The 21,395-nt window shown below is 45.9% G+C and carries 22 protein-coding genes and 1 pseudogene; 13 read left to right on the forward strand and 10 right to left on the reverse strand.

The window, feature by feature from the left end; genetic code table 11:
- Positions 1–10: 10 nt before the first annotated feature.
- The 7 genes from BUQ89_RS03445 (at position 11) to sucD (ending at position 6,528) form a co-directional block, all read left to right on the forward strand.
- A complete protein-coding gene (locus BUQ89_RS03445) occupies positions 11–814 on the forward strand; it encodes a ParA family protein (protein ID WP_028462191.1) in 804 nt (267 codons plus the stop codon).
- 12 nt (positions 815–826) lie between these two features.
- A complete protein-coding gene (locus BUQ89_RS03450) occupies positions 827–1,663 on the forward strand; it encodes a ParB/RepB/Spo0J family partition protein (RefSeq protein WP_028462190.1) in 837 nt (278 codons plus the stop codon).
- 47 nt (positions 1,664–1,710) lie between these two features.
- Entirely contained in the window at positions 1,711–1,893 is a 183-nt protein-coding gene (locus BUQ89_RS03455; RefSeq protein ID WP_028462189.1) for a Trm112 family protein, read from the forward strand.
- A gap of 94 nt (positions 1,894–1,987) precedes the next feature.
- Entirely contained in the window at positions 1,988–2,956 is a 969-nt protein-coding gene (locus BUQ89_RS03460; protein WP_028462188.1) for an ADP-ribosylglycohydrolase family protein, read from the forward strand.
- 304 nt (positions 2,957–3,260) lie between these two features.
- Entirely contained in the window at positions 3,261–4,208 is a 948-nt protein-coding gene (locus BUQ89_RS03465) for an HpcH/HpaI aldolase/citrate lyase family protein (RefSeq protein WP_028462187.1), read from the forward strand.
- 239 nt (positions 4,209–4,447) lie between these two features.
- The gene (locus tag BUQ89_RS03470) at positions 4,448–5,629 is read left to right on the forward strand and encodes a malate--CoA ligase subunit beta (protein ID WP_028462186.1); all 1,182 of its coding nucleotides are present in this window, start codon (positions 4,448–4,450) and stop codon (positions 5,627–5,629) included.
- Between the two features lie 11 nt (positions 5,630–5,640).
- Positions 5,641–6,528 (forward strand): succinate--CoA ligase subunit alpha, encoded by an 888-nt coding sequence (sucD, locus tag BUQ89_RS03475; protein WP_028462185.1) that lies wholly within the window; start codon positions 5,641–5,643, stop codon positions 6,526–6,528.
- Between the two features lie 501 nt (positions 6,529–7,029).
- Here the strand turns inward: sucD and BUQ89_RS03480 are convergent.
- Both BUQ89_RS03480 and BUQ89_RS13440 read right to left on the reverse strand, forming a co-directional pair.
- Positions 7,030–7,566, reverse strand: a complete 537-nt coding sequence (locus tag BUQ89_RS03480; protein ID WP_028462184.1) for a hypothetical protein — start codon at positions 7,564–7,566, stop codon at positions 7,030–7,032.
- Positions 7,567–7,670: 104 nt separating this feature from the next.
- Positions 7,671–7,988 (reverse strand): annotated as a pseudogene (locus BUQ89_RS13440) (transposase family protein); the annotation flags it as partial.
- Positions 7,989–8,250: 262 nt separating this feature from the next.
- On the opposite strand from BUQ89_RS13440, the gene BUQ89_RS03490 reads away from it, so the two are divergent.
- Complete coding sequence (locus BUQ89_RS03490; RefSeq protein ID WP_051537666.1) at positions 8,251–9,234, forward strand: dienelactone hydrolase family protein; 984 nt, start codon at positions 8,251–8,253, stop codon at positions 9,232–9,234.
- Between the two features lie 77 nt (positions 9,235–9,311).
- Here the strand turns inward: BUQ89_RS03490 and BUQ89_RS03495 are convergent, their stop codons facing one another.
- Together BUQ89_RS03495 and BUQ89_RS03500 are read right to left on the reverse strand one after the other, a co-directional pair.
- The gene (locus BUQ89_RS03495; protein WP_177183607.1) at positions 9,312–10,673 is read right to left on the reverse strand and encodes a dihydrolipoyl dehydrogenase; all 1,362 of its coding nucleotides are present in this window, start codon (positions 10,671–10,673) and stop codon (positions 9,312–9,314) included.
- 194 nt (positions 10,674–10,867) lie between these two features.
- Positions 10,868–11,362, reverse strand: coding sequence for a CinA family protein (locus tag BUQ89_RS03500; protein ID WP_036573672.1), 495 nt, complete (start codon positions 11,360–11,362; stop codon positions 10,868–10,870).
- 229 nt (positions 11,363–11,591) lie between these two features.
- Between BUQ89_RS03500 and BUQ89_RS03505 the strand changes: the two genes are divergently transcribed.
- The 4 genes from BUQ89_RS03505 to BUQ89_RS03520 all read left to right on the forward strand — a co-directional run bounded on the left by BUQ89_RS03505 (position 11,592) and on the right by BUQ89_RS03520 (position 14,674).
- On the forward strand, positions 11,592–11,786 hold the full coding sequence (locus BUQ89_RS03505; RefSeq protein ID WP_074202491.1) for a hypothetical protein: 195 nt from the start codon (positions 11,592–11,594) through the stop codon (positions 11,784–11,786).
- 274 nt (positions 11,787–12,060) lie between these two features.
- Entirely contained in the window at positions 12,061–13,350 is a 1,290-nt protein-coding gene (locus BUQ89_RS03510; protein ID WP_028462182.1) for a M18 family aminopeptidase, read from the forward strand.
- Between the two features lie 231 nt (positions 13,351–13,581).
- Positions 13,582–13,950: a CidA/LrgA family protein gene (locus BUQ89_RS03515; protein WP_028462181.1), complete on the forward strand. Its 369-nt coding sequence runs from the start codon at positions 13,582–13,584 to the stop codon at positions 13,948–13,950.
- Positions 13,943–14,674, forward strand: coding sequence for an LrgB family protein (locus tag BUQ89_RS03520; protein ID WP_028462180.1), 732 nt, complete (start codon positions 13,943–13,945; stop codon positions 14,672–14,674). Before BUQ89_RS03515 ends, BUQ89_RS03520 begins: the two co-directional genes overlap by 8 nt.
- A 29-nt stretch (positions 14,675–14,703) precedes the next feature.
- Here the strand turns inward: BUQ89_RS03520 and BUQ89_RS03525 are convergent, their stop codons facing one another.
- Genes BUQ89_RS03525 through BUQ89_RS03535 form a run of 3 tightly spaced genes read right to left on the reverse strand, consistent with a single transcriptional unit; the run spans position 14,704 to position 18,251 of the window.
- On the reverse strand, positions 14,704–15,828 hold the full coding sequence (locus BUQ89_RS03525) for an HNH endonuclease (RefSeq protein WP_028462179.1): 1,125 nt from the start codon (positions 15,826–15,828) through the stop codon (positions 14,704–14,706).
- A 5-nt stretch (positions 15,829–15,833) separates the two neighbouring features.
- A complete protein-coding gene (locus BUQ89_RS03530) occupies positions 15,834–16,532 on the reverse strand; it encodes an OmpA family protein (RefSeq protein ID WP_028462178.1) in 699 nt (232 codons plus the stop codon).
- 3 nt (positions 16,533–16,535) lie between these two features.
- Positions 16,536–18,251, reverse strand: a complete 1,716-nt coding sequence (locus BUQ89_RS03535) for a MotA/TolQ/ExbB proton channel family protein (protein WP_036573668.1) — start codon at positions 18,249–18,251, stop codon at positions 16,536–16,538.
- A gap of 726 nt (positions 18,252–18,977) precedes the next feature.
- On the opposite strand from BUQ89_RS03535, the gene BUQ89_RS03540 reads away from it, so the two are divergent.
- Positions 18,978–19,463: a hypothetical protein gene (locus BUQ89_RS03540; RefSeq protein WP_074202492.1), complete on the forward strand. Its 486-nt coding sequence runs from the start codon at positions 18,978–18,980 to the stop codon at positions 19,461–19,463.
- Positions 19,464–19,696: 233 nt separating this feature from the next.
- On the opposite strand, the gene BUQ89_RS03545 is transcribed toward BUQ89_RS03540, so the two are convergent.
- The 3 genes from BUQ89_RS03545 to BUQ89_RS13890 all read right to left on the reverse strand — a co-directional run bounded on the left by BUQ89_RS03545 (position 19,697) and on the right by BUQ89_RS13890 (position 21,384).
- Positions 19,697–19,933 carry a thioredoxin family protein gene (locus tag BUQ89_RS03545; protein ID WP_028462176.1) on the reverse strand — a complete coding sequence of 79 codons (237 nt, stop codon included), beginning with the start codon at positions 19,931–19,933 and terminating at the stop codon, positions 19,697–19,699.
- 217 nt (positions 19,934–20,150) lie between these two features.
- On the reverse strand, positions 20,151–21,047 hold the full coding sequence (locus BUQ89_RS03550; RefSeq protein WP_218612761.1) for an RNA-guided endonuclease InsQ/TnpB family protein: 897 nt from the start codon (positions 21,045–21,047) through the stop codon (positions 20,151–20,153).
- On the reverse strand, positions 21,040–21,384 hold the full coding sequence (locus BUQ89_RS13890) for a helix-turn-helix domain-containing protein (RefSeq protein WP_218612768.1): 345 nt from the start codon (positions 21,382–21,384) through the stop codon (positions 21,040–21,042). Before BUQ89_RS13890 ends, BUQ89_RS03550 begins: the two co-directional genes overlap by 8 nt.
- Between the last annotated feature and the right edge of the window lie 11 nt (positions 21,385–21,395).

Raw genomic sequence — 21,395 nt, forward strand, 5'->3', positions numbered from 1 at the left:
AGTCAATACTTTGACAAGGATTCTGGCAATAACCAATCAGAAAGGTGGCGTAGGGAAAACTACGACCACTATTAACCTGGCGGCCAGCTTGGCTGCTGCGGACAAACGAGTCTTGCTGATTGATCTGGATCCACAGGGAAATGCCACAATGGGTAGCGGTATTGATAAGCATGCTCTGGAGCATACTGTTTATCATGTCCTGCTGAGATATCAGTCTATGGCAGCCGTGCGTATTGTCACAAAGCATGGCAAATATCATCTCGTTCCGGCGAATCAGGATTTAGCTGGGGCGGAGGTTGAGCTGGTTGATTTGTCACAACGAGAGGCGCGTTTAAAAACAGCCTTGCAAGCCGTTCAAAATGAATATGACTATATTTTGATGGATTGTCCGCCAGCACTGAATTTGCTGACGCTAAATGGATTATGTGCGGCGCATGCAGTTATTATTCCCATGCAATGCGAATATTACGCGCTGGAAGGATTGAGTGATCTCATCAATACGATCCAAAAAGTACGTGCGAATTTCAATTCGATGCTTTGCATTGAAGGCTTGCTACGGACGATGTTTGATCCACGTAATTTACTGGCACAACAGGTATCGGATCAACTAAAGGAGCACTTTGGCAATAAAGTATACCGTACCGTTATTCCACGTAATATCCGATTAGCAGAAGCACCGGGCTTTGGTATTCCGGTACTCTATCATGATAAACAATCCAAGGGCGCGCGCGCCTATTTGGCATTGGCTCAAGAAATACTGGATAAGCCGGGACCAAATAGCAAGGATGATGATCGTGATGAACGGCAACAATGATAAGGTAAAAAAATGGCGAGATTGAGAGGGTTAGGACGAGGTTTAGATGCATTGTTATCACGTAATGAAAATAGTGCAACAGAGGAATCGTTGCAAAATTTAGAGATTACCCTGCTTCAGGCTGGAAAATATCAGCCGCGTACCCATATGGATCCAGCGTCTTTGGCGGAGCTGGCCGAATCCATCAAGGCACAGGGTGTTATGCAACCCATTCTGGTGCGCCCTATAGCGCTGGAATGTTATGAGATTATTGCTGGCGAACGTCGCTGGCATGCGGCAAAAATGGCTGGGCTCACTGAGGTCCCGGCGCTTGTTCGTCAGGTAGCCGATGATGCGGCACTTGCAATGTCATTGATTGAGAATATTCAACGGGAAGACTTGAACCCACTGGAAGCCGCGCTCGGTGTTCAACGCCTGATCAAGGAATTTGGTATGACACACCAGATAGCGGGCCAGGCTCTGGGTAGTTCCCGCAGCACCATTTCAAATTTACTGCGCTTGCTTAATCTCTCCGCACCGGTACAAACGCTAATGATGCAAGGAAAAATTGATATGGGGCATGGTCGTGCTTTACTGGCATTGTCGTCCGCCCAGCAAATTAACATGGCTAACCTGATTGTACAGAAACAACTTTCGGTACGTGAAACTGAAAAGCTGATTAGCCAAATCGAGAGGCCAACGACCAGGAAAACAAAAGAGTTGGATCATGATTTATGCCGGCTACAGGAAGATATGTCAGAAAAGATAGGGGCGCAGGTAATGATTAAGTCAAGAAAAGATGGGGCAGGGAATATTGTCATTCATTATACCAGCCTGGAACAACTGGACGGAATATTGGCCCGGCTATAAATTATTTAAGTAAAATGAACTAGAGATAAAACGGGAGAACAAGGAACATGGATGCAAAATTGCTCGATATTTTGGTATGTCCGCTGTGTAAGGGTCCGCTTTTATATAAAAAAACGGCCAGTGAGTTAATCTGTAGACCTGATCGGCTTGCCTTTGCCATTAAAGATGGCATTCCAATTATGCTGGAAGATGAGGCGCGCCGAATACCGGATGAGGAGGAAATAAAATGATCAAATACTGTAGATTGTTGGGGTGTGCCGCGTACTGATTCAATCCGCATCCGATTTATTTGTATTCTAATATTAACGAACAGACTTCACCGATATGAATTTAACTATCCAGTTAGAACCGGGCGCCGCTGCCATTTTGGGTGCATTGATTGCAGATTCTGCTTCGCTTGGGCTGCATTGGTTGTATGACTCAGAGCGTATTGCCAGCATAGAAAAGGAATCTGGCCTCGTTTTTTTGCAACCCAATGCAGCATACTACGCCGACAAAAAAGGATTTTTTGCACATGGACATAAGCAGGCCGGCGATGGATCTGGTTATGGGGAATTATGTTTATTGCTGCTTCAACATATTGCAAGGCATGGTCGATTTGACCGAATGGCTTATCAGTCTGAGTTTTGCGCACATTTTGGTCCTGGCGGTACGTTTGTGGGATATATAGATGCGCCCACGCGACTCACGTTACGTACTTTATTGCCACTTCCATCATCAGAATATCCGGAATATTCCGGAGCGGATGATGATCAATTTGCAGCACTTGCAACAGTGCCTGTACTGGTAGTGACCCATCAGGGAACACCCACCGCGCTTATGGAACGGGTCGAGAATATTGTACGCATCACTAATCATAATAATGTCGCCGTAGCCGCAGCACAATATGCTGCCATGGTCTTATTTGAAATCCTCAAAGGCACGGTCGCGACAGAAGCATTCACTCGTGCATTACCATTTGCCGGCGAGCAGTTAAGGCCTTTGCTTGAACAAGTATTGGCCATTAACGCACTCGATAGCGTGGGAATTGCTGCTCGTTTTGGCTCAGCTTGTCATGTGATGCAGGGTTTGCCCATAATTGTCCATATTGCGCAGCATACCTCAGATTATCGCAGCGCAATCGAAGCAAATATTCGCGCTGGAGGGGATAGTTGTGGCCGCGCTATTATGCTGGGTGCAATCATTGCTGCGCAGGCTGCAAAGCAGAGTGCGCTTACGTCGGCTATTCCTTTGGCATGGATGACCAGGTATCGGAAATTGACTGATGTGGCCAACGCCTGCGAGCGAATTTAGATTGGTTTGCTGGGATCGGCATGAAGCAATATGCTAGCCCGTAAGTAGTCTGTTGACTGTGCAACGCTTTAAGAAGATTTGACCGTGCTGATCCTGTTATTTCATCGAAATAGCCTATCGTATTTAAAGTGTGGTTGTAACGAATGCTATAATCTTCCTTCTAATTGATCGACGAATGAAATAACCCTTTAAAAAAACGGAATCAATCAAAAAAACATAAATGATAGGTTAAATAAGTTTATCGTTGAATAATTAGGCAGATGTATTCTGCATACTACTATTATTTTTAATTTCTGGAGGAAAAATGAGTCACACGCTATATGAAACCACTATTCAACGAGTGCAACGCTGTGAATTGGCGGTTCCAGGTTCAAGCCCCCAGATGTTTGAGAAGGCCTTAAAAAGCGGTGTAGATTTTATTTTTCTTGATCTTGAAGATGCTGTTGCACCCGATGACAAAATTCAGGCGCGTAAAAATGTGATTCAGGCAATTAACGATCTGGACTGGAAAGGTCATGGCATAACGATCTCGGTACGGATTAATGGTTTAGATACACAATATATGGTGCGCGATGTGGTCGATCTGGTAGAACAAGCTGGCCATAAACTGGATACCATACTGATTCCTAAAGCCGGTGTTTATTCTGATATTTACATGGTAGAAGCCATGGTAACTCAGCTGGAAATGCAACAAGGGTTGAAAAATAGAATTGGACTTGAAGCCTTGATCGAAACTGCGCTGGGGATGGCCAATGTTGAGGATATTTCGCGTAATGGTGCAGCCGGACGGCTGGAAGCACTACACTTTGGCGTGGCCGATTATGCAGCCAGCAATCGTGCCAGGACTACCAATATTGGTGGTCTGAATCCAGATTATCCGGGGGATCAATGGCATGCGGCGATAAGCCGGATGATCGTTGCTTGCCGCGCCTATGGTTTGCGCCCAATAGACGGTCCATTTGGTGATATTCAGGATCCTGATGGCTACACACTTGCTGCAAAACGTGCGGCCGCACTGGGTTGCGAAGGAAAATGGGCCATTCATCCGACACAAATTTCGCTTGCAAATGATGTGTTTACACCGCCTGCTGCTGAAGTAGAAAAGGCCCAGCGGATACTGGCTGCATTAAAGACGGCAGCGGCACAAGGAAAAGGTGCAGCTTCGTTAGATGGCCGCTTAATTGATGCGGCATCAGAGAGAATGGCAAATAATGTAGTTAAGGTAGCAGAAGCGATTGCAGCGAAAAAATAAACGTTAAGAAAAAGGCCGCATTTAGCGGCCTTTTTCTTAACAACCAGTTTAAGCACGGCATATTATTTAATCGGACGGGTTGATTGGATTTTAAGATAATGCCTATTTTCGGGATAAATAGTTGAGGTCATATCAGTTATTTGCCTCCTGCATGTCGTAGATTGGTTTTCTATCTGACGCGCGTTCAGATAAAAAAGGGGCATCCCAATGAGTTTAATGTAATTGATGAGGAAATTGAGTTGAATATTCATGAATATCAGGCGAAAGAAATTTTGGCAGAATATGGTGTCAAATTCGCTGAAGGTGGTTTGGCTTACAGCGTTGAAGAGGCTGTTCAGCGTGCAAGGGAAATTGAAGGCGATGTTTGGGTTGTTAAAGCGCAGATACATTCAGGTGCACGTGGTAAGGCCGGTGGAATCAAAATTTGTAAAACGTATGATGAAGTTCAGGCAGCCGCAGAGGCATTGCTGGGAAAAAAATTGGTAACACACCAGACAGGCCCTGGTGGAAAAATTTGTTCTAGGTTATACATTGAGGCCGGAACCAGTATTGCCAAGGAACTTTACCTGTCATTTTTAATTGATCGTAGCTCTGAACGCGTCATCATGATCGGTTCTGCACAAGGCGGTATGGAAATTGAAGCACTTGCGGAGACAAATCCTGATGCTATTAAGAAAATTTATATTGAGCCTGCTGTCGGGCTACAGGATTTTCAGGCACGTAAAATGGCATTTGCGCTGAATCTGGATACGGCACAACTTAATCATGCGGTGAAAACTATCAAGGGTTGTTATCGTGCTCTACGTGATCTGGATGCCAACACACTGGAAATTAATCCGCTCGTGATCACGAGTAATAATGAAATTATTGCGCTGGATGCAAAAATGGCTTTTGATGAGAATGCCTTGTTCCGACGACATAAAATTGCAGAGTTGCGTGATAATACTCAGGTTGATTCGCGTGAAGTGGCTGCCGCTGATGCCGGCTTGAGTTATGTAGGACTGGATGGGGATATCGGTTGTATGATCAATGGCGCAGGTCTGGCTATGGCGACAATGGATATGATTAAACTGGCGGGCGGAGAACCGGCTAACTTTCTTGATGTTGGTGGTGGGGCTTCTGCTGAACGAACTGAAAGAGCTTTTCGTCTGGTTTTGGCTGATAAAGGTGTTAAGGCCATGCTCGTTAATATTTTTGCAGGGATTAATCGATGTGACTGGATTGCAGAGGGGGTGGTTCATGCTGTCAGGAATATTGATATGGACATCCCGTTAGTGGTCCGTTTGTCTGGCACAAATGTTGAGGAAGGCCGACGAATCATTGCTGAAAGCGGCTTGCCGATCATCACGGCAGATACATTGGCTGATGCCGCAGAAAAGGTGGTACGGGCTCGTAATGAAATGGTTGCAAATAGCAGGTAAGGGAGTAGAAAGTGGCAATATTAATTAACGAAAATACACGCGTTATTATTCAAGGTTTTACGGGCAGAATTGGTACGTTTCATGCGCAGGAAATGATCGACTATGGGTCCAAAGTTGTGGGCGGTGTTACACCTGGAAAAGGGGGGCAACGGCACCTGGGTTTGCCTGTTTTCAATACGGTAAAGGAAGCGGTGCAACAAGCGGGCGCTGAAGCGAGTATTATTTTTGTGCCACCGGCATTTGCGGCTGATTCAATTATGGAAGCGGCTGACGCGGGGATTAAATATTGTGTCGCGATTACAGATGGGATTCCTACTCAGGATATGATGACGGTTAAAAACTTTTTACGTCGCTTTCCTAAAGAAGAGCGCATGATGTTAACCGGGCCGAATTGTTCAGGAACGATCAGTCCTGGTCGTGCGATGCTGGGTATCATGCCAGGACATATTTATATGCGGGGTAATGTGGGTGTGGTCGGCCGTTCTGGCACACTCGGTTATGAAGCGGCTGATCAAATGAGATTGTTGGGAATTGGTATCTCAACTTCGGTTGGTATCGGCGGTGATCCGATTATTGGTAGTTCGCATCGTGATATTCTGGAAAAGCTGGAAGCGGATTCGGAAACTAAGGTGGCTGTGATGATTGGTGAGATTGGCGGTCCACAAGAGGTTCAGGCCGGCATATTTGCAAAAGAAAATATGAGCAAGCCGGTTATTGCTTATATTGCCGGGTTGACTGCACCTGAGGGACGGCGTATGGGCCATGCCGGGGCTATCATCTCAGCAGCGGGGGAAAGTGCGGCTGAAAAAGTGGCTATCTTAAAAGATCTTGGCGTGACAATTTGTCCCACACCCGCAATGATGGGGAAAACAGTGGCAGAAGTATTGGCCAAAATGTAATCCGTGGCCTTAGTGTTCAAAATAGCTTTGTTGGAAAATATAAAATTAATAATCAATAAATTAGATTATCTTATTATGCGGCATAAATATTAAAGTATTTGTTCAACCAAACGGATTGCTACTGTGAGACCCTGCTCATATTCCGATGCACTCAGTCGTATTTTGAGACCTTTGCAAAACCCCAATAGTTGAAAAATTAACTCTTTATAATCAATAGTCGAAAGCTTCTGGTGAGGGCTTTTGCAAAAGTCTCATTTTGTGAACAGATACATCAGTTTAAATTTCACGTAGTCGGCTTTGACAATGTTGTTTGGATTTTCACCTGCCGGTGAGCGGTATCCGGCGGGTGTTTTCCGTTGACTGTCACAACAAGCCTCGCCCATTTGCTAACGATAGCCCATGGTCGATCTCCAGAGCCATCTCAAACGCCATTTCTGGTACATAACGCTGAACGTAACGATAAACCCCTGGAGACTTTTGCAAAAGCTTCTTTGATTTAGTTCATTCAGAAAATGGAATGAAACCTAATGAAAAAAGCATATTAATAATTGGAGAGGAAAACCTCTCGTTTCCAGTAAATTCAACTGGCGTTGGGTTGACGAACATTTTCTGAATCTGCTGCCTGTCTGAATCCGATAGAGATTGACTAGGCACCCATTGCTCTACTTCCACAAAACCGCTGTCATTTATTAAGGTCATAATTGGATCAAGTGATAAAAGAAAGTGTTCAAGAACCCTTCCGTCCACAAACCTCAATATGACTGAACTATCATTTACACCCGTTGATATAATGTCGGCTTTTATTTCTACTGATAGACATGTTGGTGGAGTGTCAACTGAGCAAACTATTATTGATTGCACTACATTGCTATCATTAATTGTCATAGTGCCCGTTATGTCTATATCTCCTCTCAAAGTATCGAAGGACTGTCCAATGGGGGATATAAGAGTGCTTCGCTGCAGGACATACTCACTTGACCAAACTGAGTTTTGAATACAGCACGCTAATATAATAAATATATTAATTGTCTTTTTCATGTGATACCCCCAGTAGCTATGTATGTCTCTTGGATAAGCTAATAATAAGCTTTCAGAAAAAAAATAATATAAGTAAAATGCCTAATTTACACTAGATAGTGTACTCATGAGATGTTTGCCCAGAGAGCAATACATCTGATTTGCACAGCAGCAAGGAATGAAGCAGTATTTTTGGCGTATCTTGTGGCAATGCCGCGTCTCTTGAGATGAAGAGAAAATTTTCAACCAGATGTCGCAATTTATAGCGTTCTTTGTTGTGAACCCTTTGTGTTGTAAGGTTTTTCTTTGAGGGAATTACGATTTTCATGCCCTGTCTCCCTCTGTTCAATAATTACATTGCTGTCATAACCACGATTTGCCAGTAAATAATCCGCATCAAGTCCTTCGGCTAAGCGATTAGCCTGCGTACAACCTGTCGTGGTATCTTGTGAGGCCTTTGCAAAACCCCAATAATTTAAAAATTAACCCTTCATAATCAATAGCAGAAAACTTCTGGAGAGGACTTTTGTAAAGGTTTCTCATATTTTTAATTTCGTGACTACTATATTCAATAACTAAGACGAGCAGCCTCATAGGTCAGGTTGAAAATCGCTTGTAAAAAAAACTTGCAATAGTCAGGAACCGTGAGGGAAAATAACAGCAGTCAAATTTTTCATTGCAGGGGCAAGTCCCATTGGAGAATCCATGATAACCAAAATGCCTTTAAAATTTGTATTTGTATGTGCACTTCTCTGGTTTGTATCTCCGGTTTTGCAAGCCAAGAGCAACAAGGAATGTAACGACAGACACACCCCTGATATCACCTTTGTTGAATTCCAGTCCCTGAACCTGGAGCAAAGCCCACCGGGAACACTGACGATTAAAGGAAAACTGAAACTACCGCCGGGTAAAAGCGGTAAATTAAATTGTGCAAAATTGAAGAAGTCGGAAAAGAAAATGCCGGCAGTGCTTATTTTGCATGGCTCCTCGGGAATTGATGCGCGCGGCGATTTCTATGCCAGGGAACTAAATGCCCAAGGCATTGCGACGCTGGAGATTGATATGTGGGAGGCGCGTGGCCTAGTGGGTGAGCAGGATCGTCCACAGCTCCCAATTTTTACCTATCCGGATGCGTTCGCTGCCCTGGCATTTCTTTCCACGCAGGGCAACATTGACCCTGCCCGCGTTGGCATTCTGGGTTTTTCCTGGGGCGGTGTAGTGACCATGGCATCCGCTGAAGAGCTCTATGCCGATCGATTTGGTGGCGATCTGAGATTTGCTGCACACGTTGCGCACTATCCGCTTTGCTATGGTTACAACAACCCGGCCATTCCTCCGCTCAACCCATCAGATGAGAGAGGCACCCAGTGGCTGAACCTGACTGGTGCGCCGGTACTGATCCAGATTGGAACTGAGGATGACTACGACAATGGAGCCGAGCATTGCCGATCTTTAATTGATGGCTTGATAGATCCAAACGACCAAGATGTGGTCGAGGTCGTGGCCTACGAGGGCGCCTTTCATGCCTGGGACAGACTACAGATTCCGATTACGGTACTGGATCCTTTCGCAGACGAGGGCAGTATCTTTATGACCGGCATGGTTCCGTCGGTAAATATCATACCGGATGTAGATCAGGCGTATGAGGCTCGCAAGAAAGTGGTCAGGTTCTTTCGCCGAAATCTCTAGATAGTGCAATCATGAGATACTTGCACAGAGAGCGATGCTTCTGTAATGGCAAAGAAAAAACCTGAATACTCATACGATTAGCATAACCGGTCTGTCACACAATCTCGGCATGGATCGCTAATATGCTGAAGAGCCGTCCTCAAACCTTCTTCCAGTACAGGATGATAAAAAGGAAATTCCAGCAATTGTGCTACCGTAAGCTTTTGTTGGACGGCCAGTGCCAAAAGATGCGATAAGTGTTCTCCGCCGGGCGCTATCATGCAGGCGCCTAAAATAACCTGATTCCTTTTTGACGCATAGACTTTAAGCATACCGCGATTTTCTCCCATGATGCGTGCACGCCCTTGGTTATCATAGGAGACGGAGCCCGTTACAATCTCTTCTTCAATGTCATCTGGTTGTTGTCCTATCTGGGCGATGACGGGATCGGTAAAAGTGATTTGCAGTGGCACACGACGCTTAGGATTTTTAAGTTCTAAAAGCTGTGAAGCCACGATTTCGGATTCGTCACTGGCCTCATGTAACAGGGGGCGGTAAGCATTGACGTCTCCAGACAGATAAATAGAGAAATTATCGATTTTCAGAGTGTTCAAATCTATGGCGGGCAAGCCATTATCGGCAAATTTTACGCCGATATCTTCCAGCCCCAATCCATCCAGATTGGGTACGCGCCCAGCGGCCAGTAATATTTTGTCGCACTCAATCTTCTGGGTTTCCAAGTGCAGCGTATACCCATTCCCTCTTTTTTCAACTTTCGTAACATCTTTGCACAATATTAAGTCTAAATCTTCCGATAAGATGTCTTTCGCAACCGATAAGATTTCAGCATCCTTCAATCCTGCAATTTTATTACTACGATTGATTCCTGTTACCTTGACGCCAAGCCGCGCTAATGCCTGACCAAGCTCGATTCCGATTGCTCCCATACCGATCACGGCGATTCGTGCCGGAAAATCTTTTTGGTCGAAAAAATTATCAGTAGTCAGCATATCATTGGCATATGGTTTATATGGAGCCGGGATGCTCGGGGAAGTGCCAGTGCAAATGATAAACGCTTTGGCTTGATATCGTTTACCTGCTACCTCGATTGTTTCAGGATCAATAAAACGTGACTGACCGTAAATAATATTATATTTATCCATGCCATTTATGATTCCGCCTGCAAAGCGATCACGAAGGCTGCGCACATGTGCCATCGCATGTGGAATATTAACGTTAAGTTGATCTCCGCCATTAATTCCAAAATCATTAAATTTGCGGCGCTCATGAAATGATTTTGCCACCTGGATGAATGCTTTAGAAGGCATACACCCGCGACTGGCGCAGGTCGTACCTTTAAAACCATGGTGCACGATTAAATAATTAGCGTCTTTCTTTCTGAAAATACTGGCGGCGTTTAATCCAGCCGACCCCGCGCCTAAAATGATAACGTCGTACATCTTCACCTCCTTATCGGTTTGCTTAAAAAATTCTGGTATCGGATATGGCGGATAATGGGACAATTTCGCCATCAAATGTAACGAGTTTGAAAAGCATTATATAATCCTACCGAAATTTCACGCTTTTAAAGCGATCAGATTATGACTGAAACGAATAAATGTACTACCGATTATCATTAGTTTTCACCAGTATCTCAAGCTATTCCGGCAGGCGTCTCATGAAGAAGATCCAATATTCCCTGTAATGCGATGATGACGGATTGTTGTCTGATTTCCTGGCGATCGCCTGACAAATGGCGGGTTTGACTACGTGCCAGGCCTGCCTTAACTGCCCAGGCAAAACAGATCATGCCAACTGGCTTGATTATGGTGCCGCCTGTCGGGCCAGCAATGCCCGTGATTGCTACACTAACCTGCGCATGACTTCTGATGATTGCCCCCGCTGCCATTTCCTGGGCGGTCTGCTCGGATATAGCACCATATTGCTCTAAGGTTGAACTACGAACGCCTAACATCTCGCATTTAGAAGCATTACTATAGGTAATGAAGCCTCGTTCATACCAGGCTGAACTGCCGGATATGGCCGTTGCTGCTTCGCCCAACAAGCCACCTGTGCAGGATTCGGCACTCGCAAGCATAAATCCCCGGCGGATCAGGTTCTGTCCTACTTGTTTGACAAGCGGGAGCATTAATGAATCACTTGGTGTGTTAATGGTTGTTCCTCCCTTATGATTTGACAACTTGATTGGGACGCGTGACCCTGTGAACGACTCATGTCATACATTTGGCTTTTCATGGCACTAATGATGGAGCAATCCTGGCAGAAGGACCACCACAAATGATGAGCAAACCGCTGAATGGGAATCGTACGCCATTTCAAGTTGTTTAATCAATTAACTATAGAATAAAGCTGGCAATATGCGCAAGTCTGTCCAGATGAGCGCCATCAAACGGTTAGCTACCGTTGTATTTATTGTTGACTTGGTTGCGGGTTTACATACGGCGCGACGCGGATGCTGTAAGAAAATGATAAAGCTGAAAATGAATGCATCCGAAACAGATATAGTTTCTTATGTACTTTCTCGTTCTGCCTCATTATTGATGATAAATTAAGCAATTTTTTGATCGCTTGTCAATTTGACTGCTAATCAGGCTTCCAGTACATTTCAGCCTGATGAAAAAAAGCGTTTATTTTCCTATACTCCGGATTATTCCAAGCTGGATAGAGGGTTTTTAGTTGATGTGCGAAGGGGCTCAATGGATGTTGTATCTGTCGTCTGATCTTGCATACGGGATGGTGAGACCAACTATTGTGCTGAGCTCGGTCTTGGTTTACAAGGTTGAGCTGTTTGAAGTTAAGCCTGTTAAGTAATCGGAGTTTTGAGGCATGCAACAATTTAATCAGGAATTAATGAATTTTTTGACCGCTGCGCGAACACCGTACCATGCGGTGGCGGAGATGGTTCGCCGATTTGAATCGGCTGGTTTTGTCGGTTTGCATGAACGAGACGCCTGGAGTCTTGAGCCGGGTGGGCGTTATTTTATTAGCCGCAATGGCTCCTCGATCATTGCCTGGAGTATGCCCAAGTGTCGTGGGCTTGAAGATTCTGGCCTGCGCATGGTGGGGGCGCATACAGACTCGCCCTGTTTGAAGGTGAAGCCTGCGCCCGAATTGTACCGCCATGGTTTCTTGCAGCTGGGAGTGGAGGTGTATGGCGGGGCGCTGCTGAATCCGTGGTTCGATCGGGATCTGTCCATCGCAGGGCGGATTAATTTTCGTTGTACCGATGGCGCTCTCGATCAGGCTCTGCTGGATTTTGACCGGCCGATGGCGGTTATTCCGAGCCTGGCTATACACCTTGATCGGGAGGTGAATAACGGCCGGGCTATTAATGCTCAGACCTTTTTACCGGTGGTGCTGGGGCAGGCGGAAGAGGCGCTGGATTTTCGTGCCCTGCTTAAACAGCAGTTACGGGTTCAAGGTGTTGATGCGGTTGAGCAGGTGCTGGATTTTGATCTGTCGCTGTACGATACCCAGGCACCTTCTTTGCTGGGGCTGGCGTCGGAGTTTGTGATGTCCGCGCGGCTGGATAATTTGCTCAGCTGCTTTATCGGTCTGGATGCGTTGCTGGCAGGCGATACCGGGGAAGGGGCTCTACTGGTGTGCAATGATCATGAAGAGGTGGGCAGCATGAGTGCGATAGGAGCGCAGGGACCGATGCTGACGCATGTGCTGGAGCGCCTGCTGCCTCAGCCTGAAGCACGACAGCGGATGCTGGCAAGGTCGATGCTGATTTCCGCTGACAACGCCCATGGTGTGCATCCAAATTTCTCCGATCGTCATGATAGCAATCATGGTCCGTTGCTGAACGCAGGTCCCGTGATCAAGGTCAATGCCAATCAGCGTTATGCCACCAGTAGCGAAACCAGTGCAATTTTTCGTGATCTAGCGGCACGGGAGGAGGTACCGGTGCAGGTGTTTGTGGTGCGTTCGGATATGGCCTGTGGCAGCACCGTCGGGCCCATTACCTCGGCCGAAATAGGGGTCCGCACGCTGGATATTGGGGTGCCTCAGTTTGCCATGCACTCAGTGCGCGAAATGGCGGGCGTGCAGGACTCCTGGAGTCTGAGTCGGGTGTTGCGGCGTTTTTATGGGCAGGAAACGCTGGGGGGGTGAATACATTGCAGGACGGATTTCTGTCGTATATCAGGCGGCCCTGCTTAACGGGTCCGTTTTGTTATAAAATATTTGAAAATATGGTTTTGCCCAACTGATATGTGCTGTCAAAAATGGAGTCATCGATTTAAGCAGCGAGCAGATGGGCATAGGCTGCGAATTCTCCATTAAACAGATCTTTTATGCAGCCAGATACAACCAGCTTTCGTCCGTAGATAGGATAAATATACAATGAATTTTCTCAATGGTATTACGGTATTACTGATCTATCAGCTGGTGGGTGAGGTAAGCGTGCTGTTATTGAAAATTCCGCTGCCGGGACCAGTGCTGGGCATGGTGCTGTTGTTTATCACGTTGTTGTTGCGTAAAGGCATGGCTGATTCAATGGGTTCGACTTCCACGGCATTGCTGAACCATTTGCCATTATTGTTTGTGCCGGCAGGGGTAGGAATTATGGTTCACTTCGACCGCATCATCAGCGAGTGGATACCTATTAGTATTGCATTAGTGTTGAGCACGATCATTACCATGGCGGCGACTGCAATGATTATGCAAGCTTGCAGTCGTGTTTGTTCAGGAAGTTCAAAGCGCGATGGATAAGTCGAGCATCGCGGTGGCTTGGGTTTATCTTTCTGCTTCACCTTTATCAGGTTTGACGGTGACATTGGTGGCCTACGGTATTGCGTATCGACTTTATAGTTACGCAAAGTTCAATCCATTGCTGAATCCGGTATTAACTGCGGTTATTTTATTGATTACCGTGCTGCTGCTGTCAGGAATTTCTTATAAGGATTATTTTGAGGGTGGTCAATTTATTCACTTCCTGCTCGGGCCTGCAACAGTGGCACTGGCAATCCCCTTGTATCATCAAATAACCAAGTTGAAAAAAATATGGTTGCCGATAACGATCTCGCTTCTTGCTGGCGTGGTCATCGGTGCCCTGAGTTCTATTAGCATTGCCTGGTTATTGGATGCCAGTGTGTTAACCCAGTTATCATTTGCGCCGAAGTCTGTGACAGCGCCGATTGCCATGGGTATTTCTGAAAGCATTGGTGGTCTGCCTGCACTTACCGCCATACTGGTGGTTTCGACAGGCATTATCGGTGCCACGATCGGCACAAAACTATTTGAGTTGTTGCGTATTGATGACGACAGTATTAAAGGTGTTGCGATGGGGGTAACAGCACATGGTATCGGTACTGCTCGTGCGTTTCAGGTGAGTTCGGAAATGGGCGCGTTTTCCGGGCTTGCAATGGCGTTGTCAGCGTTTTCTACTGCGGTTATCCTGCCCTGGCTGCTGGCCTTTATGGGGTTTATTCCTTGAGGCTTTTGCAAAGCTCTCGAGCTGTGATTTCATTTGGCGGTCATTTCTCTTAGTGCCTCCCCAATCGTCAGCATTTTCCATCCGAGTTTTTGAGCTTCTTCCCGATCCTGCGGCGCAATGGCGATGCCTTTTTCTATGTCGGGCCAGGCTAATTCCAACCTGGCGACTACGGTCTTGTCCGCAGTCAACAGCTCATGGCTCACCTTGGGCAGGGTTATGCCTTTTTTCTCATAATAACGCAGCAGGCCATCTAGCGACTTGTCGGCCATGCTCCTTGTCTGTGCCCAACTATCGGTATTCAGTAGCCCTTGTTGTTTTCGTAGTTGATTGAGCAGCCGTTTATCTTCGGGTTTTACCCGCATATAGCCATGCATGGGCTGTTTTTGATGGCAGTCGATGCACAGGGCTTTAAGGTTATCTTCCCTGTTGTCTCGCTTGTTGCCGTTGATATGATGGGTATGCAGCAGCCGAGGATCAGCGCCAAGATCGACTTGGCAGGATTCGCAGTTAAAATTGACTGACTGGCGGTAGCGGGAGGAGATGTCCTTCCAGTCTTCAGAATAACCTCCTTTCTCCACAAAGGCCGCTCGCTCTGGCATGGCGTTGAAGAGGGTGCTGTATTCAGATAAAAAACCACCGATATTAAATTCATTATAAATTTGCGATTTGGTTTTGGTGGATGCATCGGATTGATAGCCTTTATAGTTAAGATACCTTAGGCAGTTTTTGCATACCTTAAGTTCGACCTCTCCCTTGATAGGGCGGGAGTCATGAGCGGTACCATATACCTCAAATTTCCCACTGAGATTGTAGGTAGCCTTGTAACGACTGAAACGCTGCATCTTTCTCATTTTCTCAAGGGTTACGCAATCTGCCACATGAAACTTGTTCCCATCTCGCTCTCCTGACAATACCGTCTCAATATTGAAGACTTGATCGGGGATAAACAGTAGAACCTGACGGCCCTTGAAACTAAGTACGCCATGGTCCAGCTCCAACTCTTCAATCGTAATATCAAGTCCGGCCGTACTAGAGAGTATCTGATCTGTTGTGAATTCGTCCTCGCTCCCCCTGGTAAGCTCGAAGGTTACTTCATGTTCCCCCATACGCTCGGCGCTGGCCAACAGTTCGGAGAAGTTGACGTTTAACTTCACGCCTGCTATTCCAGGATCTTCTTCATTTGAATTTCGGCGTTGGTGATCACTCGGAAGGTGACGCGACGAGATCTATCTCCCATTTCCTCGCCCCTGCCATTAAGTACTGGCCGAGAAGATGACAAGCCAACGGCGGCAAAGTGACGCTTGATCCAGCCCTGATATTCGGCTACATCGGGCAGATCATACACATAGGCTAGTACACTACGGGTGCGCCCCTGAGATAGCTCCATGTTGAGAAAGTAAGCTTCGGTAGCACTGGTCTGACTGTTCCATACACTGCTGGTATGTCCTTCTATTCGTACCTCATTGATGGAGTCGGTGAAACGCCCCAGTACCTGCATGTAGCGGGGGAAAAATTTGGCCAGTAACGCCCTGTATTGCCGGCTCAGATCGATTTTGCCCTGAGCGAACAGCACATTGGGAGATTGAAAAGTAAAAGTCAGGGAGTCGGAGTCGATGAATGCATTCCAACGAGGCAGATCCTCGGCAAACTCTCCCATCAGCGCCTCGTAAATGGCCACTTGATTTTCCTGATAGGCTACGGCCACCTCTCGAATTTTGTCCCGCTCCATAAAGGCATCCCGCATCAATGCGATGGCGATAAACAAAAATACCATCATCAGGCCAGCCATCAGATCCGACACCGACAGCCAGTGAGTTTCTTCTTGCTCTGTTACTCTGGGATCCAGCAAGTGACTCATGTCCTACGTTCCCCTCATCTTAACCACTTTGTGCATTTCATTCACCAACATTTGGTAATCAGCGGTGAATTTGCCGGAAATGGTGACCAGAGCCTGGCCCAATTCGGTCAGTACTTGATTAAGCTCGTGGGCTAGGGCGTCATCCAGCATTTTCACCTGCTTTTGCACCGCCTCGCCGGTATCTTTGAGCGCATTGTCCGCATGTTGGCTCATGCCCTTGAGCATTCGCTCGCTTTCCTGCCGTTGCTTTTCGACAAGCTGTTGTAGTTGTTCGCCGAGTTGCTTACGCATGCTGTCGAGGTCCTGTTCAAAGCGGGCCCGCATGATGTCAGTTTTGGTCACCAGTGATTCGCTGGCTGTTTTGTAGGATTGGGTGAGCTTGATGCTATCGTCTTTCAAATCTGCCACCAGCACCTGTAGTATGGTGTTGGTCTCTCGCAGACCATCTTCAAACATTTGACGGGTTTCTTCGTTGTTTTTGGCAATAACAGCGGAGCTACCCTGCAGCGAGGCATTGACCTTCTCACTGTTGATGACCAGCTCCTCGCCACTGCTCACTATAGCTTGCTGCAGAGAGCGCCCTGACTCGGCAATACCCTCGGTGACCGTTTCGGTCGCCTGTTGCAGACCTTTAGTCATGGTTTGAGTGGCTGTCTTCATACCATTGACGGTTTCATCAATCTGAGCGCGAATTTCCGGCACGGCTTTCACCGCTCTATCGCGGATGTCCTTGAAAGCTTCCAGATGTCGTTGTAGTTCCTGCAGCTGGTGTTGGTTGACTTCCATCACCCCTTTCAGCTCCTGCATACTGGCTGGGATCACCCTGGACTCCTCACTAATATGACTGACGGCAGATGCAGTTTGGGTAATGGCCTGCACTCCAAGCTGGTATTGGGTCGTCATCTGTTCCAGCTGCTGCCTGTAGTTTTCCTGCCATTGGACTAGTTCGAGCACGGCCGCGTTCAGTTGTTTGAAGTTGTCGCCAAACTGCTCTACCAGGTTGTTGTTGAAGTCGGCAATCACCTCCTTCAGCGCATGGATTACCTGCTCAGTGGCCGATTTGGATAGCATATCGGCAAAATCCTGTAGTTTTATCCACAAACGGTCTTGAAACTGAATAAACTCCTGCTGCTGTCGGCCGACCACCTCCTGCAGCTGCGTCAGGCTGACCGCCGCAGGCGTCAAAGTTTTTAGCATGGTTTTGTGGTTATCGCCCAGATCGGAGCGCATCAGTTTGATTTGGCTTATCAGGCTGGCATCGCCTTCACCGCCAATAGCGGTCTGCAGGCCCTGTATTCCCTTAGCCTGCGCCTGCATCACTCCATAAAGTTCGGCAATGCCAATTTCATCCTCATCTATTTCATCCTTCTGCTGGGGGGAAAAAAATCCAGTAGTCACCATTATCTTGTATAGGATGGAAAGCAACATGCCCACCAAGCTGGTAATAAAAGCTGTTTTCAGGCCAAACAACAATTGTTCGATGCTGCCGTCGATATCTTTAACATCAAAGCCGAGCAGGCCGATAACGATACCCACAAAGGTGCCCAGAATACCCAGAGTGGTGAGCAAGGTAGGCGTATACTGAGTAAACTGGTGAGCTTTATTTTGCTTTTTCAGAACAAGTGAAACTAGCAAAACAGTAACCAGCACTAACAAAAAAATATCGGTAATCCCTTGGGCGTTACTGTTACGTAAAACATTCTCTATAAAGGATGTCATGCACCATTCCTGTATGTTACTGGTATATCGTTAGTGACAGAAAGTCAAAATTTAGCATAGGGCTTACAAATAACATTTTTCTTTTCTGAAAAACAGTCATTTCCGTTTATCTTCAATGGCTTTACCGGAGATAAGCCATTGGCATTAATAATGCCAGCACTATAGTACTCGGGAACTTGCGCTAGTCTAGTGAGAGAAGAGGGAATATTACCTTTATTTGCATACATTTTTTGTCAAGACTTTTCATGATTATATCAAATAAAATCATCATGTAGAGGCGACTCCTGTTGGTGTGTAAGCAAATGACGCTACATTAAAAACCGGGCCAAAATTTACGATTTTATTTGACGGTTATTTATTCGAAACACCAAAATGGATTTAATTTTCCAGTAGTTTGTGCTGATTGAATCGAAATTAGCTCAGATTACCTGTCGTAGCTTATCTTGAAAAAAGCCATAACTCTCGGTCAGTTAATTGCCTGTGTAAGCAGGGATAAATAGATGACATCAGCATCGTTCCAGGGTGAGAGTGCCGGCGTTTAAAATTTTCCATAGCTGAAAATAAGCTTTTCACCTATTTCTTTTGGCTGAGTGCTGCCCTACTATTAATGGTTATGAGTAAGTCTGAATATAAATAGTGCAGTAAAGCGACGTGCAAGCTGGTCCGGGGCTGTGATGGGCATCATGTGCGCACATACTGGATAATTAATCACAGGGAGCATTGGTAATGAGAAAAGCGGAAAAAGAATCCCTAAACATGGATAGAAATAGAAAAATAAATAAATACATATATTTATCGCTATTGGTCAGCTTGCCCTTATTAACAATCTCTTTCAAATCGCATGCAGAAACTTATCATGGTGATTTTTGTTGGCAGATACTGGAAAATGAAGTGCCAGCGTGGAGCTACAAACTGGGTGTATATGAGAAGGAAGGAGGACAATATGCACTATATGGCACTGAAGACAATGGCTTGGGAGACATTACTGCAGCGCATGGCAATGCAGCTGTGGTAGGTGACAATATTAAGCTGATAATTACGGGCTCTGGCTACACACAAGAAGCAGGTACATGGAGTGAAACGTTGAATGCAATGCTGAGCACTTCAACGTTGAGCGGTAACTGGCATGTCGTGGGCGTTCTGTTTGATACGAGCAATACACCGCAACAATATCATTCGAATGGGAGTATCGAGCCTATCGCGTGCCCGTAAGTATTGGACCTGAGGTATTCGAGTCATGAAGTAAAGGATGGAATGGAACGAGACGGGAACGGACACTTGGCTGCTGCTGAGCCTGTCGCTAGCCAAAATTTTACCAACAAGCGGAATGTTTTACCGACAAGTGCAATGGCATCATTGATCTGCAACCGTATTGTGCCAAAATAAACAGCGGCACTTGCCTTGTAGACAGGTGCCGCTGTACAGATCAGGCACAACAAAAGGCTTTATTTCAAAGCTTCGATGCCTGCACCAAAATTGATGTGAAATGCGCTTCCGTCCATAACCAGGGCAGGAACAGATTTGACACCGGCGGCTTCAGCTTCACTTACACGTCCCTTGTCATTACCAAGGTGAACATGTTCAACGTCATATTTTGCTGGATCAAGTGCGTTGGCAACACTTTGTTCTGCTTGAACGCATACGGGGCAACCTGCATGATAGAAAATGGCTTTGCTTTTCATTAATGTATTATCTCCAAAAAGGTTGTTTCAAACTGAGATCTCAGTAAAGGAGCAATTATAGGATCAAGGCAAGGTTTTGCATAGGGCATTAAAGAAATATTGTTTTTTAACAATAAATTATAGCGTATGAAAAACGCCCAGCGTATGTGACATACCGATTACATCGCTTAACTTGACATCCTCCCCTTCCTAAACGAAGGGGATTCCTAGCGACTTATTAAGCCGTTAAGAGTAGGTTTGTATTGCTACTGCCTACTGGTTCCTGCTTCTTAGACGAAACTAACGTTTCAACTCCACAGGCTAACAAGCGATGTCCTCGCTCAAGTACATTCAAGGCACCTACCAAGTCGGCATTGGCTTTAAATCCACATTCTGTACATTCAAAAGCACTTTGGCTTTTGCGATTGTCACGACTAACATGTTGACATCTAGGGCAGGTTTGAGAGGTGTATTGAGGGTTTACCTTCAATACATCCCCGCCTGAACAAGCCTGTTTATACTCCAAGAACGAAAGGAACATTCCCCATCCTTGGTCAAGAATGGATTTGTTTAGACCCGATTTCGCTTTGACGTTTTTACCATGCTTTTCAACACTGCCCTTGGCACTCTTAGACATGTTTCCTATCTTTAAATTCTCAACTACGACCATTGCGTGATTTTTGCTGATTTCGGTTGAGGTTTTGTGTAAGAAGTCTAAACGAGCATTGGCAATACGCTCATGCAGTCGGGTAATGATTTGTTTCTGCTTTTTCCAGTTAGCAGAGAAACGGACTTTTTTAGACAGCTTATGCTGTTCAAAAGCCAGTTTCTTTGATAACTTTCTGAAACTGTTTAAAGATTCTACGTATGAGCCGCCTGACAAGGTTGCAAAGCGGGTAACGCCCATATCAACACCAATCATACTGGTTGAGCTATGACGCTTTAGCTCGGTCTCGTACTCAGTCTGAATCGACACGTACCAATAACCGCCTTTACGGGAAATCGTCATATTTTTAACGTCACCAATGACTTGGCGTGAATTACGATATTTCACCCAACCGATTTTAGGCAAGAACACTTTGCTAGACTCTTGCTCCAGCTTAAATCCTTGTGGATAACGAAAGCTGTCACTCAAACCTTTTTTCTTGAATTTTGGAATCCGTTTTAAAGGCTGTTTTTTTATCAAAACCGTCTTTGAACGCTTTTTCTAAGTTTTTTAAGGCTTGTTGCAACGGTTGAGAATGAACGGTTTTTAGAAATCCATAATCTTCTGAGGATTTCCATAGCTTTAGCCAAAATGACAACTCGTTGTACCAAAGCAATGGCTGTTTCTGCTCTAATCTGAACAGATTCATTGCTAAGGCTTTATTCCAAACAAACCGATTAGCACCCGCAAACTCAACCATCTTCTGTATTTGGTCAGAATTTGGACTGAGTCGAAATTTAAAGGCTTTGCGTATAATCTGCTTCATGGTTATAATTA

This window comes from Nitrosomonas cryotolerans ATCC 49181 (genome assembly GCF_900143275.1).
In the GTDB taxonomy this organism is placed as follows: domain Bacteria; phylum Pseudomonadota; class Gammaproteobacteria; order Burkholderiales; family Nitrosomonadaceae; genus Nitrosomonas; species Nitrosomonas cryotolerans.